This is a genomic window from Lentzea sp. NPDC020367, from assembly GCF_044387305.1.
Lineage (GTDB): Bacteria > Actinomycetota > Actinomycetes > Mycobacteriales > Pseudonocardiaceae > Lentzea.
Genome location: NZ_JBIRVV010000009.1, coordinates 248,336 through 263,592, shown reverse-complemented (window position 1 = coordinate 263,592; position 15,257 = coordinate 248,336). Strand labels below are relative to the sequence as shown.

The following is a 15,257-nucleotide window of genomic DNA, read 5'->3' as shown; positions in this document are numbered from 1 at the left end:
CGCCCACCCCCTTCACACACAAAGCGGAAACCCGACCGAGAAAACAGGTCTTCAACCGGGTTTCCGCCTCGTTCATCGAACTGATGCCCTTACTGGATGATCAATGCCTGCCGCCGGTGCCACCACCGGTGTTCCCGCTTCCGCCACCACCCGCGCCGGGCGGCGGTGTGAGCGACGGGATGTTGGGAACACCCGAACCGGTCCCGGTCCCGGTCCCACGAGTACCGGGCGTGGCACCATTGGCGATGTTCTGGTAGAGGTCGTCCGCCATGTTCGCGCTGTCCTTGTCCGCACGAGCAACGGCATCAGCCATGCCGTCGACACCCACGGCGGTGGCCACGACCCTGTCGGACACGTCCCGGACGCCGTCATACCAACGCCTCACGTACGGTTCCCACGCGGCGTAGAACTCCCTGCCGCCCTTGTCACCTCCGAAGGTCGCCGGATCGATGATCATGCCGCCGATCTTCTCGTGCAGGCTGGAGAGCAGGCTGCCGAGATTCCTGCCCTCCCTCTCGATCCGGATCGCCGCTGACCTCAAGCCTTCGACGCTGGCCCAGTTGACGTCGTCTGACGACATGTGACTCCCCTATCCCAGGTTGAAGCCACGGAAGAAGCCCCCGTCCTCCGGAGTTTCCGGGAACAACCTGTCCACATCGAACTTCCCAGGTTCCATACCGCGCATGGACGAACCCGCAGGCATCATCGACTCCACCAGTTCCGCCGTCTTCTCCCGCGCCATCGCCTGCGCCTTGCGCGCGGTGTCGCAGACGATGTTCGCGAGCTCGGTTGGCGTCATGTTCTTGAAGGCACCGGTCGGAAACCCGACGCCGGTGACCTGACCATGCGTGTCCACGGTCACCGACACGACATTGCGCGGCGCGGTCGCGGTCGACGACAACTCCGACATCCGCTCCTGCAACGCCTTCAAGCCAGCGCGCTGCTTCCGATACTCGGCGAGAGCCTCTTCCAGCTGGTCCTGCAAAGGGGACGACACGAGAACTCCTCACCGCGCAGATTCCTCGGAATTGGGACCAGTGAAGAACCGGGCCCGAACAACGGCAAGTGATCGCGATCACCGATGTACCGAGCGCCACCAACTGCGGCCTCTTTGAACACGACCGTGATCAACCGACCGAGGCCAGCCCTTGCCCGGCCTGCGCGGCACCGCCTGCGGCGAGTTGCAGGTCCGCCACCGCGAGAGTGCGGGACGCGGCCGTGCGAGCGAGCGTGCGGGCAAGCCGGTGCGCCGGATGAACGACCTCGCGGTGAACGCTGTCCTCGAGTCTCGCCGCAACAGCCTTACGCACGTCCTCGGGCACTTCATGGCCTCGACGGGTCAGTTCACGGACAGCGAGTGCGGCCAGTTCGTCCACCGAGTACGGGGCCATGTCCCAACCCTCGAGGAAGCAGTCGGCCAACGCCGGTACGTGCTGGAACAGCGGCACCAGCCGGGAGTGCTCGCCGAGCACGACGACGACCGGATCAGCGGCCTTGCGCAGCATCAGGGCGGCGACCGCCTCGACCGCCTCGGTGGCGCGGTCGGGTTCCACCTCCCCGTCGAGGTCGATGACCAGCACCCCGCCCGCTGCGTCCTCGAACGCGGTCCTCACCAGGCTTTCCGCCTGCCCTGGCCACTGGGAGCACAGGTCGCCGGCAAGGGACCTGCGGACCACGTGCCCGATCCGCACCAGCCGAAGTTCCGACAACGCCTGGGCGTACAGCCGGGCGATCTCACCTCGGCCACTCCCCCGCTTGCCCCCGATCACGACGTTGGCGGCCGCACCGAGCGGCTGGTTGCTCCGCCTCGCGGTGGCGAGACGCACCAAAACCGCTCCCGCCGACTCGCGGAGCGCCGTCTGCCCGATCATCGCGCGGAAACGCTTCCAACTGGCACTGGCCTGCACGGCCGCGCTGGGATCGAGTTCGCTGTGACGGTGGGCGGACTCGTTGCCCGCGGTCGCCTGCAACAGATCGAGCTCGGACTGGAGATCAGCGGCCGTCAGGCGGTTCATCTCCGAGTCCCTGGAGGGCGGTGCCACGGCCAGGCGGGAAGCCTGGTTGTTGACCATCGCCTCGAACAACTTGCGCGCGACACGACCGTTGCCGAAGGTCGCGTTCTTCGGTACGCGCTCGAAGTACTCGGTGAGTGCTTCGAGCGCGTCCTCGGTCAGCTCGTAGTAGTGCTTGTTGCACAGGTTGGTCGTGATCGTGACGAGCTCGTCGACGCTGTAGTTCGGGAACTCGACGGTGCGGGTGAACCTGGAGGCGAGACCTGGGTTCGACTCCAGGAAGTTCTCCATGAGTTCCGAGTAGCCCGCGACGATCACGACGATCGACTCGCGCTGGTCTTCCATGATCTTCATCAGCGCGTCGATGGCCTCCTGGCCGAAGTCCGGACCGGACCCGCCCGTCTGCGCCGACAAGGTGTACGCCTCGTCGATGAAGAGCACGCCGCCGATGGCCTTCGTGACGACCTCGGTGGTCTTGATCGCCGTGGAGCCGATGTACTGGCCGACGAGGTCGGCACGCGCGACCTCGACCATGTGCCCCTTCTCCAGCACCCCGAGTTCGGCCAGGACCGTGCCGTAGAGCCGGGCGACTGTGGTCTTACCGGTACCGGGGGGCCCGGCGAAGACGAGATGCCGCGACATCGGGGGCATCGGCAACCCCATCTGCTTGCGCGCCTGGGACATCTTGATGAGGTTGATCAGGCCGGCGACCTCGCGCTTCACCCCGCTCAACCCGACCAGGGTCTCCAGTTCCGCCAGTGGGCCCGACAGCGCCACGGCCTTATCGGAGCCTGCCGGGGAGACCGGGGCGGCGGAGGTCCCGCGGTAAGCACGCGCCCCCACCGTGGCGGCGACCGATGCCTGCCGCTGGGGCTCGGCCGCGGCCGTCGCGGGCTCTTCGATCCTCACCCGGTCCTCGCCGAAACGGCGGACGTCGGTGCCGCGGTTCTCCCGCACCACACAACGGCTGAGCAGCACGGGTTCCGCTGTGTCCAGGCTGATGCCGTCCTCAGCGCTTCCCACGACCTCGCACTCCGTCAGCGTGCCGCCCGCGCCGGCGGAGAAGCTCACACCCGTCCCCATCGAGGACATCACCCGGCACCGGATCATCGTCGACACGGCACCTGACCGCAGGTCGACGCCATGTCCGCCGGCGTCGACGATCTCGCTGTCCCGCATGGTGATCTTCGTGTCCGAAGCGAACAGTCCACCACCTCGCACCAGCAACGAAGTCAGGGTGGCCTGGACACCGCCGGCGAACAGGATCGCCGCTTCCGCGGTGGACACGATGCGCATGTCCGAGGCGTCCACCGTGGATCCTTCTGAGGCGTCCAGTGCCGCCTCATCCCCCACCTCGAGTTCGATGTCGGACAGCCGGACCACGCTCTTGCCCACTACCACGAGACCACGACCAGCACTGGATCCCAGACGCAGACCGGAGAACTCCGGCTTCGACTCCGTGCTCACGTGAACGGCGATCTGCGCGATTCCGTTCAGCCTGATGCCGTCGAACCGAGGCGAGCTGCTCTCGTCGACGGCGATGCCGATCGGTGACGCGCCGACCTCGCAGTCGGTGAACCTGGGCGACGACGCCCCGTTGACCTGGATGGCGGTGCGCCCGGCAGAGGTGAAGGCGCACCCCGTGAACACGGGTCGCGCCGCACCGGCGATGTGCGCGGACTGCACGGCGGCACCGTCGAACTTCGAGTCCGAGATCGACACTGTGCCGGTGCTCATCAGGTAGAGGTCGACGTTCTGACTTGCCGTCACCGTGAGCTGCGACAGCTTCAAGCTGCCCTGTTGTTCCGCCACGACCGCCGGCTTGGCCGCACCGGTGATCTCGCACTGGTCAGATTGGATGACGCCGGCGCCGTTGACGCACAAACCGTTGCCTTGCGGCCTGGCGATCGCACAACGACGCAGCGACACCGCCCCCTGCTCGGTCGCCACCACCGCGGACGAGGCGACGTCGACGATCCTGGTGTCCTCGATCGTGCTGAGTGACGGTGAGGTGGTCACGATCCCCGCGCCGGCCGCGCTGGTCACCTTGCACCCGCGCAACGCGACCGAACCCGTGCCACGCGCGTAGATCGTCGCCCACGACGAGCCACCGAGCTCACAACCGTCGAAGGCGGCTTCACCGCGGACGACATCGATGCCGGCGAGCTGCGCGTCCTCGCACTGCAGGGTCAACCCGTTGAGCTGTACGGCTTCCGCGCTCGCGACGAGCACACTGCCCTGCTTCGCGATGATCTCCACGGTACCGATGCCGTCCTCGGCGCTGAGCGTCACGAGCTTGTTGACGACGAGGTTCTCCTCGTACCGACCTGGTGCGATCGAGATCATCGCCCCGGGAAGCGCGCTACCGAGCGCGGCGCCGATGGACTTGAACGCGCCTGGCCTGTCGCTCGCGACCACGAGCAGCTGTCGGTTCATCGGTTCACCAATCCTCACGCCAGGCCGGGCAAGGCGCCGAAACGGTCAGTCGAAGCGGGGTCCACCCCGACCGGCGACGTGCCGCCGGCCCACTGTTCCATCTGCCTGCGCAACGAGTTCAGCGCGAGCTCGTCGAACGAGACGCGGTTCGGGTCGACCCGGCCGTCCTCGCCGATCTCGACAACCGTCAGTTCGCGCAGGAGAAGCCGGCCGCGAACACCGTCCGCCTGCGGCTCGATCATGTCCAGCACCTTGAAACTGGTGCCGGGCAGGAACAACACGCGCTCCTGCACACCGTTCGGGGCTTCGAGGAGCTTGGTCCGGCGAGCCGTCATCGACCACACGAGCACGTCGGTCTCGTTCTCCTCGGGGGCGGGCGGCGCGGTGAGAGCGTGCAGGAATCCCCACTCGGTGATGAGCTTGTGGCTGCGGTAGAGGTCCCACTGGCCGGGTGTGGGTGACGCGCCGAACACCACCGGGCCACGATGTGAGGGCAACCTGCTCAGACCCGCCACGACGCAGCGGGCGAACGGAACGTGCGGACCTACCTGCGCGGACCGCAGCGCCTCGTCGACGGCCTTGCCCCGGTCGGTCAGGTAGAGCTGCACGGCGACCGCGTCGGTGAGCACCTCGGCGGACGAACTCGAAAGAGCCCCCTGGAAGCCGGGGTGCTCGGACAGGATGCGGGCGACGGAGTTCGACAACACCCCGAACTCCGCGCCGAGCGTGCGGCGCAGCCAGGCGCGTTCGTCCTCGATGCCTCGCTTGGGGAGCAGCCCGGTCGCCTCCGGTGCGGGAACGGGTTGCAGCCGGGCGACGGCGGGTACGGCCGGAGGTTCCTTCACCGGTTCCGGTTCCGGTTCCGCGGGCTCCTCGACCGCATCACCGCCCGGAGTCTCCTCGACATCCGGGTGCTCCGGCGCGTCGCCGAGGTCGGGCAGGAACGGTCCAGACTGCCCGGAGGGATGCACGGCCGGCGGCTGGGTCGCCGGAACGACCGGGCTCACCTCGAGTCCCAGCGGTTGCACCGGGGCGTCGAACACGGCGGGAACGGGACCCGGCGCCGCTGGAGCAGCGAGCCTCTCGGCCAGCGACATGGCCGGTGGAGCACCGACCGGCGGACCCGCTACCGGCAGGGCACCGGTGTTGCCAGGCGGCGCGGTCCTCACCGGACGTGCCGGGTCCTGAGCGCCCTCCCGGTTCGCCGTGGGTGGCTCCGCCACGCGGCGGACCACCGTCATCTCGGTCGACGGCGGCAAAGCGGGGATCGGGGACGAGGCGGGGATCGGGGGCACGCGATCGGGCTGGAAGACGCCGGTGGTGGTCCCGGTGTCCGCGACACCTGCCGCGACATGGGAGAAGACCGGCTTCGCCAGTTCGCTCAGAAGGGAACGAGCGGAAAGCACGCGGCTCATCGGGCGCACCGAGTTGCCCAGCCGCTGGACGAGATCCCCCGCGAGGTACTCCATGCGGGCCAGATCGGTGTCGGTGTCGGCCTCGTACAGCAGGTGGTGGGTGTTCGGATCCGCGGGAATCTGCCTGATGGCGTCCACGTTCACGGTCGCGGCGGGAGGACGGACGAGCAGTCCGGACTGGACGACCTCCACCACGGCGTCGACCGAGTACCGGTACACACCGGGCGAGATCTCCGGCGCGCCGGGGACCGGCGCGCGATGCGTCACGACGGTGGGCACCTTGACCGGCTCGTTCCCCGAGAGCCGCGGCTGGTACTTCAACTCGCGCGCGTAGGCGTGCCAGCCGAGGGTGCCGTCGTGGCGCACGGTGAAGATCTCCGGAGCCATGGCAGGCCCGATCGGCATACCCGTGAGGAGCACGACCTCGTGACCGAGCGCGTCGGCGATCGCCTGGCCGAGCTGTCCCCTCGGCACTGACATGGGACCGTACTGGACGAAGCGCACCCGCTCACGCAGGTCGTAGGGCAACTCACGCCAGAGCAGACCGACGTCGTTCTGGCTGAGTGGCACGCCACCAGGGCTGCCGAGCACCACGCTCAGGTACTCGGGCTGGCACGGCATGGTCTCGATCAGGCGCTGCCGGTTGGCGCGCAGCTGCGGGTCGTCACCGATGGGCCGGATCCACATGCCGCTGGGCAGCGGCTCGGCGATACCACGTGCGCTCGTCGGGAAGTTCTCCGCCACCAGGTCCGCGTCCCACACAGGTTGCGGAAAACGCTTCGCCTCGAACTTCGGGGGCCTGCCAGGAGTGCAGCGCACCCATCCGCTGTTCGGTCCTGAGTGGACGAACAATGACCCGCCAGCGCCCTGCACCACCGTCCCGTCCGGGACGAACACCGTCCTCTTGAGACGTTCCGCGAGCCAGTGCCCGGCCAGCGCGGTGGCTTCCCGCGAGCGGCCACCGATGACCAGGCGCACACCGCGCCTGCGCTTGGGCAGCGCCTGCGCGACCGACTCCCACCAGGAGATCGGGGAGCTCACCGGGAGGTCGACCACGACGAGGTCGTTCTCCGTGTCCGCCGCGACGTTGAGCGCGAGGTGCTGAGCCGCCTTGGTCATGTTGCCCGTCAGGTAGACGACGAGTGCGTTACCGATGGTGTGTTTCGTCAGTCCGAACCCACCGCCGCCAGGCTCCCGGTCTCGGGTCATGATCGCCATTGCTCTCAACCTCCCTCTTCGATGATCACGGCATCGCGGGTGAGGGACGGGCCCACCGGAATCGTGGACAGCACCTCGCTGCGCATCGGGACAGGCTGCACGCCGCCCAGACCGAGGGCCTGGACGGCGTTGTCATCGGGAACCAGGTAGCGCCTTCCGCGTTCGGTGATCAGGAAGCGGTTCGGCTCCTTCTGGCCGTTCGGAATCGGAAGTTCCGCGGCAAGGACCCCGCGGCCAGGCGGGATCCAGGCTCCACCTCCCTGCCACCTGTCCGCGTCCCGCACGGCCACCGGGTAGGAGACGACGTCACCACTCGAGCCTTCCTGGCGCAGGCACGGGCTGCCGGTCGTCTCGTCCAGTGGCTTCTTGCCGACCAGATCGGGCAGGCGCGTGAGCATTGACTGGTCCGGGGAGAACGGCGCGGTCAGGATCTCCTGAGCGCCGATCTCCACCGAGGACTTGCCGGGCAGGGCCTTCAGCAGCGCGAACTCGGTCGCGGAAAGGGGCGCGAGTCCCTTGTCCAGCAGGACATAGCGCTGTTCGATGCCGTTGCCGGGGTCGTGGGTGAACAGGTCACCGATCCGGCGCTTGCTGCCGGCGACCGTTTGACCAGGAGCGCCCGCGGACGGAATGGCCGCCGGTGAGAGCACTGGGCCGTCCGGGACGAGGTCGAGCCACACGGCGGGTACGCGCGGCGCCTTCGTCGCGGCGAGTCCGAACACGACGAGGGCCTTGTCGTCCGGCACCTGGTACTTCTTGTTCTTCCAAACCAGGTAGAGCTCGCCGTCGACGGACTGGACCGGCGCGTACCGGTCATCCGGTATCCACTCGTACTTCTGGTCCGGTACGAAGTTGGTGACAAGACCGAGCTTCTGACCATCGGCCGGTGCGGTCGGGCACACCAGCCAGGACGGCGGCAGGAGGTCCTGTGGTCGCGGCACGCTGTCGGGTGCGCCGGGAATTCCCATGCGCGGTCCACGAGGCAGTCCCTCCAGTGACTTCCGCGAGATGAGGGCGACGTGGTTGTCCTTTCCCTGGATCAGCATCGCGGATGCGAGATTCGACGTGCCCATGAGCATGTTGTTGACGAAGACGTACCGGGTGCCGGTCTCCTCCTCGACGAGAATGGCGCCCTTCTGCTTCCACGCCGTGCTGCCACCGGGCACGATCAGGCCGTAGACACCGAAGCCGATCACGAGCAGCACCGCGATGAACGAACCGGTGAGCAGTCCCGAACGACCGCGTCTGGTCGGAGGATCCATGTTGCTCGGGTCACCGACCGTCAGAGCGGTCGTCATCCGCTGCATCAGGAACTGATAGGCGTGGACGTGGTCCTTCTGCGTCTGCATCGGATCACCCGGCCAGTCCGCGCGCCCAGGCGTAGACGCCCAGGATCTGCAACAGCACTGGAACAGTGGCAGCCGCCACGATCGACTCGATCCACTGCGCACGCTGCACCCAGATCGGTACGAGCCGCCTGGTGGGTGGACGCAACACGGCCAGCACGAGAGCGATCAGGACCACCAGTACGGCCGACAGCACGACCACGCGCCATGCGAAGGTGAGCGACTCACCGAAGGTGAGCAGGAGTTCGACACAGCCCACGACACCGGCCACGACCAGGGCGATGCGCTGCCAGGCGTTGAGGAAACCACCTGACCGCACGAGCGCGGAAACGGTGATCAGTACCCCGAGCGTCGTCGGGGCCCAGCCTGGTGCTTCGAACAACACCGGGTAGCAGGACATGAACACCAGTGCCGCGGTGACCATGAAGGCGGTCATGTACCGATCGGCGTTCTTGGTGCGCTCGATGATCTGCTCGGCGTCGAGCGGGTCGATGTCGGCCTGCAGTTCCTCCGCCGTACGTGGCAACTGCGGCCCTCGCAGCCGCGCCATCCTGATCACCAGCTTCGGCACGCCGACCAGAACGGCCAGCGCGATCACGGCACAGATTCCCGCGGCGCTCTCCGGTTGCAAGTGCATGTCGAGGTGGAGGCGCATGCCGAGGAAGGCCGCCAGCCCCGTGCCCAGGAGCGCCGCCAGGGGTACCACGGGCAGCCGAGGGGCCCACAGCATCGCCGCTCCCAGCAGGACACCCGACGTGGCCAGCAAGGCGAGGCCGCCCAGCGCGACGGAACCGGGACGGAGGTCGAACGCCGCCGCGGCTCCGTCCGCCGAGATGGCGCCCGCGAGTGCGAGGTGCGCGAGTCCTGGGACGGCGAACACCAGAGCCAGCGGCTGGTCGCCGATCTTGCGGGACACCGGGATCGAGGAACCTGCCAGCAGGACACCGATGACAGCCGACATGAGCGCGGCACTGAGCGTCGAACCCGCCTCTACGGCCAGCATGGCCAGCACAGCCGTCGTGATGACGCCCAGCGTGAGGAACAACCGCCGGCTGAACTCGGGCTTCCAGCGGTCCTTCTGCCGGCTCAGCGCGGTCGCCATTCCGTCCGAGACGTCGTCGAAAGCCAGCTCGGGCAACGGGTTCTCAGCTGGGCGCAGGTAGAAGGTGTCTCCCTCCAACCATTCCAGGCTCTCCGGAGTGCCCTCGGGGTCGAAGGCGGGTTCCCCCAGCCGCTGCAGCACCCACGACCGCTCACCGGTGATCTCGACACCTCCGACGACGTGTTCGCCCGGGTCGGTGGTGTGCTTGAGCAGCACAGGAAGAAGACCGGCCACCGAGATCGAGACGGGTACGGCGAGGTCGGCCCGACCGGCAGGGCCGAACACGGTGATGCGGCAGAGCTCGGCCTGCAGACTCGTCATGACAGCTTCCTCTTGGTGTTCTCCGACTCGATCACGACTGCCACCCGGCCCCACTGGGCGACGGGACCTGCACGGGCACGAATCCTGTCTGCACCAGCCTGATGCCCTTGCGGTTCACCAGCTGCGCCCGTCCCGGAACCAGCTTGCGTGGCATCGCCTCACCCAGGAACTTGCCTTCCTCCTTCGGGTAGGAGAAGACGACGCCCGGCGTACCGAGCTCCCACATGCGCCGGATCACCGGGTCGCTGAGTGCCCTCATGGCGCCGGAGGTGCTGCGCGCGATGATCACGTGCAGTCCGATGTAGACACCCTGGGCGAGCATGGGAAGCAGTGCGTCGAGCGGGGATCCCATGCCCATGCCGAACAGCTCGTAGTCGTCGATCACGAGAAAGAACTGCGGTCCGTCCCACCAGTCACGCCTGCGCAGGCGGTCCGCGCTGACGTCCTCGCCGGGAACCCGGCGGGACATGGAGACCGCGGCCTTGCCGACCAGGTCCCTCAACGTGTCACCGGTGATGGCGTAGCCGACCCGGTACGCCTCCGGCACGGCGATGTCGAGCTGCCGGTTGGGGTCGCCCAGGAGGATCTTCGCCTGATCGGGGCGGTAGCGCGACATGATCGACTGCAGGACCAGGCGCAGCGCGTTGGTCTTGCCGGTCTCGCTGTCCCCGAACACCAGCAGGTGTGCGTTCTGCTCGAAGTCGTGCCAGACCGGTTCGAGCCGCTGTTCGTCCAGTCCGATGGCGATCCGGACGTCGCCCTGCGGCGTCGGCAGGTCGGTGCCGGGCAGCAGCGGGGGCAGCATCCGCACGGGCGGAGCAGGCTTGCCCGGCCAGAACGTCGCGACCTCCTCCGCGAGCGCCTTCGTGGCAGCCGCGAGGGACTCCGTGTCCGAGCTGCCGTCCATCCTGGGCAGAGCGGACAGGAAGTGCATGCCGGTCGGTGTGAGACCACGACCGGGCTGAGAGGGAACGGTCTGCGCTTTGCGGGACCCGACCTCGGACTCCATCGGATCGCCGAGCCTCAGCTCGAACTTGCTGCCGATCACGTCGCGCAGAGCGGGCCGGATCTCGGACCAGCGGGTGGCACCGATCATCACGTGGATGCCGAAGGAGAGACCGCGCACCGCGAGCTCGTTGATCCGCGGCTCCAGGTCGGTGTAGTCCTGCTTGATCGTGTACCAGCCGTCGACGATCAGGAACACGTCGCCGTACGGATCGTCGATCTCACCAGTGCGACGCAGTTCGCGGTACGCCGCCATCGACTCGAGACCGCGGGTGGTGAACGTGCTCTCCCTGGTCTCGATCAGCAACAGCAACTCGGCGATGGTGCGGACCACCCGGTCGTGTTCCAGGCGGGTCGCGATCGAGCCGACGTGCGGCAGTCCTGCGATCGACATGATGCCGCCGCCACCGAAGTCGAGGCCGTAGAACTGGACTTCCGACGGCGTGTGCGTCATCGCCAGGGACAACACCAACGTGCGCAACAGGGTCGACTTGCCCGACTGCGGAGCGCCGACCACGGCCACGTGGCCGTCCGCCCCGGACAGGTCGGCGACCATCAGCTCCCGCAGCTGCTCGTACGGGCGGTCGATCATGCCGAGAGGAGCACGCAGACGGCCCTGCATCGTGCGGTCCTCGACGTTCATGCCGCGGAAGGGATCGGGGAGCACACTGGGCAACAGTGAGTCGAGGCTCGGTGAATCCGCGAGCGGCGGCAGCCACACCTGGCGAGCGGCGGGCCCCGCACCCTGCAGCCGGCCGATGAACGCGTCCGCGAGGCTGATCGTCCCGGCCGGGGCGGTCACCACGGCCCCGGTCTCCTCGGCCGGTTCCTCCTCGTCCTCGACGATGAGCTGCCGCAGTGGCCGGGCGTGCGCGATAAAGGGAACCACCTCCTGGGCGGCCTTCTCCTCGATGGCTGCCTCCGTCGTCGGCAGCGGCGCCGGACCGGAGACGTAGGCGCCCTTGAACCGGACGAGGTTCGTCTGGTCGATCTTGAGATAGCCGTTGCCCGGCTCCGAAGGCAATTCATAGGCGTTGGCGACGCCGATGACACTGCGGGACTCCATCGACGAGAACGTGCGCAATGCGATTCGGTACGACAGGTGGCCCTCGACCCGATGGATCCTGCCTTCGTCGAGCCGCTGAGAGGCGAGCAGGAGGTGCACGCCGAGGGATCGGCCCAGCCGCCCCACGGACACGAACAGATCCATGAACTCCGGCTTGCTCGCGAGCAGCTCGGAGAACTCGTCCACGACGAGCAGCAGGGTGGGGAAGGGCGCCAGCGGTTCGCCCGCCGCCCTCGCCTTCTCGTACTCGAACAACGACGGGTAGCCGCTCACCCGCAGCAGTTCCTGACGGCGGATCATCTCGCCGTTCAGCGAGTCCTGCATGCGGTCGACCAGGGGCAGCTCGTCCGCCAGGTTGGTGATCACCGCGGAGGTGTGCGGCAGCTTGTCCATCCCGAGGAAGGTCGCGCCACCCTTGAAGTCGACCAGGACCAGGTTGAGGATCTCCGACGAGTGCGTCGCCGCGAGCCCGAGCACCAGGGTCCGCAGCAACTCGCTCTTGCCGGAACCGGTCGCACCGATCACCAGGCCGTGCGGGCCCATACCGCCCTGCGCGGACTCCTTGAGGTCGAGTTCGACGACTTCGCCTTCCTCCGTGACGCCGATCGGCACGGACATGCGTGCCCGCTGTGCGTTGCGCGGTCGCCATTGGAGAGGGATGTCGAAGGTGTTCACGTCTCGGATGCCGAGCAGGGTGGTCAGCTCGAAGTCGGACTCGAGCGAGCGTTCGACCAGTTCCACCGCCCCACTGGTGCGCTTCGGGGCGAGAGCCCTCGCGAGCACCTCGCACTCCACGATGCTCAGCTCGTCACGTGACGCGACGCCGGTTCCACCACCGGAAGGGAACTCCACCCGGTCCTCGGTGGAGGTCAGCCGGATCACCTTCTCGCCGCCGGGCAGCATGCCGGTGATGTCGAGCAGCACCACGTTGCGCAGCCCGACGTCGAACATCCGGGAGGACTCCGGGATGACCGCGAGGTGGGCGACCACCACGAGGAAGGGTTCCGCGCCGCTCGGCACCGCGGTCTTGTCGTGCGGGCTGCGGTCGGTGATCTCGCTGCCGAGCAGGTCCATCAGTTCGTCGTGGTCGCACGCGAGCATCCGCACAGGACCCGCTCCATCGCGTGCCGTGGGATGGGCGTTGTGCGGCAACCACTTGACCCAGTCCCACTCGCACCGGGTCTCCTCGGAGGTGAGCACGGCGATGCGTAGTTCCTCGGGGCCGTGGAACGTGACCAGCTGCGCGATCATGGCCCGGGTCAGTCCCAGCGCCTTGCTCATCTGTCCCGCGAACTCGACGCTGGTGAAGCTGCGCAGACCCACCGCGATCGGCGTGCCGGCCACCGTCCGGTAGGCCTCGCTGAACCGCCGCAGCGAGATGGCCGACAGGGGTTCGAGGTCCTCGATCGGCTTGGTGGTCGGTGGCACCAGTTCGAGGGCGGACTGCTGGGTACCCAGGCCGATCCGGACCCTGGCGAAGTCCTCGTGGCTCGACCGCCGTTCCCACAACCGCGAACCACCCGCGATGTACCAGAGCCAGCCCGGTGTGGGGTTGTTCCACAGCACCGCGGTCCTCTGCTCGTCCGCGGTGGCACGGGTGCGGCTCCGCATCTGACCGATGTAGCGGAGGTAGTCACGCCTTTCCGCAGCCATCTTCTTCTTGCGGTCCCCCGCGGCGCGTCCCAGCTGCCCGAGGCCCATGGTGATCATCGCGACGCCCATGCCGCCACCCATCACGTACATCATGGGCGAGTGACCACCAGCACCGGAGAACGCCAGGATCATGACCATCGCGCCGATTCCCATCGGCAGGAACATCAGCATCGACGCGAAGTCCCGCGCGGCGGGTTCAGCGAGCACAGGGGGTTCCTGCAGCTCGATCTGACCCTTCGGCATCTCGGGGCCGGCGGCCCTGAGCGCCCGCTTGACCGTCACGGTCGCCATCAGACGAGCTCCATCCGGTGATTCACAGCTTCAGCCATCATTCGAGGACACCCGCCGGCTTCGACGCACTCGTACCGCTCCACGCCGAATCGTTGGCGTTGAGCAGATCCGCGGCGGAGCGCTCCTCCTCGGCGTCGTCGTCCCCTTCCTCGTCCTCCTGGTCCAGCTCGTCCGACTCCGCTCCGGCAGCGAAGTACGCCTCCCGCTGGTCTTCCGGGAACGAGTGCTCGTCACCGCACGACAGCAGGACCTCCGAGGTGCCGGCGATCGCGGCACCCTCACCGGCCTTCCTGCGCCGGTAGGTCGTCAGCGCAACGGCCGACTCCGGTTCCCACGGCTCGGACGAGTCAGCGATGCCGTTGACGGGCTGGTCCTCCGGATTCCGGCGCGACCTGCCGGAACCACCGGCGGCCAGAGCCATCAGCGCTCCGGGCAGGAGGAAGTCGAGACCTCCCCTGTCCCAGGCGCTGGTGTCCAGCACGGAGTCGTCCGGCCGGACGACGGCCACGGTGTCGGGCGCGGGCAGGAGGTCTGCTCCCCCTCGGGGTGCGGACGCTCCGATCGGCCGTTCGTCGTCCCGGTCTTCGGCGACCTCGCCGTCGGCGACGCGCGGGCCCGCCGGGACGTCGAGTCCGGCCGGGCCGGTCCCGGACGTGTTCGTGCCCGGCGTCGTGGAGCCGGAAGCAGGCACCGGAGCTTGCGGGGCCGTGGGTCCGGAGGCGGGAGGTTGCGCTCCCAGCACTGGCGGCACTCCTCCGAAACTGGCCCAACCGGCCGGCGCGGCAGGCGGGGCGAGTACGACGTCCTCACCTTCCGCAGGCACGTCCTCCGCGACAACCTCCTCGGGCTTCCCCGCCGAGTCGGCCACCTCCGCGTCCGGTGAGATCTCGTTCTCGACCGGAAGTCCGTCCGCGGCCACCGTCATGACAACGGGCGCCGTTTCCGAGACCGCCCAGGACTCCGGAGCGAACGAACGCGGGGTCGCGGCCGGGGCATCACTGATGTCTCGGACGTTCTCCTGCACGGTCCACGGCTTGTCGAGCCCTCCGAGCAGGCCGGCCGAGTCCGGCCGCTCCGCGGCGGTGTTCTGTTGCCCACCCGTCCCCGGCGGCATCATCGGAGGCATGCCCCCGCCGGGCATCGACTGTGCCGGTGCAGCCGGCAAGGACGCACCCGCCGGACTCGCCGGACTCGCCGGACCGGCCGCGGGCTGAGCTGTCTCGGTGAGACCACCGGCAGGCAGGCCTGCCTGCACCTCGGCGCCGGCCGGCGCCGCCTCTCCGCCGCCCGCCGCCCACCTCTCCGGCTCGACCGATGGCAACGCGGACGCCTCGCTGAGTTCGAGCGCGAGGGGCACCGCTCCCTCCCACGGTTCCTTCTCACCACCGAGCA

Annotated in this window: 7 protein-coding genes and 1 pseudogene; all 8 read right to left on the bottom strand. The window is 68.3% G+C overall.

Going from position 1 to position 15,257, the window contains the following annotated elements; all coding sequences use genetic code 11:
- Positions 1-100: 100 nt before the first annotated feature.
- Positions 101-580: a hypothetical protein gene (locus ACH413_RS33410; RefSeq protein ID WP_360047701.1), complete on the bottom strand. Its 480-nt coding sequence runs from the start codon at positions 578-580 to the stop codon at positions 101-103.
- 9 nt (positions 581-589) lie between these two features.
- Positions 590-997 (bottom strand): YbaB/EbfC family nucleoid-associated protein, encoded by a 408-nt coding sequence (locus ACH413_RS33405; RefSeq protein WP_360047700.1) that lies wholly within the window; start codon positions 995-997, stop codon positions 590-592.
- Positions 998-1,127: 130 nt separating this feature from the next.
- On the bottom strand, positions 1,128-4,448 hold the full coding sequence (locus ACH413_RS33400) for a right-handed parallel beta-helix repeat-containing protein (protein WP_360047698.1): 3,321 nt from the start codon (positions 4,446-4,448) through the stop codon (positions 1,128-1,130).
- Between the two features lie 14 nt (positions 4,449-4,462).
- Entirely contained in the window at positions 4,463-7,081 is a 2,619-nt protein-coding gene (locus tag ACH413_RS33395; protein WP_360047697.1) for a hypothetical protein, read from the bottom strand.
- Between the two features lie 5 nt (positions 7,082-7,086).
- Complete coding sequence (gene eccB / locus ACH413_RS33390; RefSeq protein WP_360047696.1) at positions 7,087-8,430, bottom strand: type VII secretion protein EccB; 1,344 nt, start codon at positions 8,428-8,430, stop codon at positions 7,087-7,089.
- 4 nt (positions 8,431-8,434) lie between these two features.
- Positions 8,435-9,850, bottom strand: a complete 1,416-nt coding sequence (gene eccD, locus ACH413_RS33385; protein WP_360047695.1) for a type VII secretion integral membrane protein EccD — start codon at positions 9,848-9,850, stop codon at positions 8,435-8,437.
- A 31-nt stretch (positions 9,851-9,881) separates the two neighbouring features.
- A complete protein-coding gene (gene eccCa / locus ACH413_RS33380; protein ID WP_360047693.1) occupies positions 9,882-13,865 on the bottom strand; it encodes a type VII secretion protein EccCa in 3,984 nt (1,327 codons plus the stop codon).
- 37 nt (positions 13,866-13,902) lie between these two features.
- Positions 13,903-15,257: pseudogene (locus ACH413_RS33375) on the bottom strand (hypothetical protein); the annotation flags it as partial.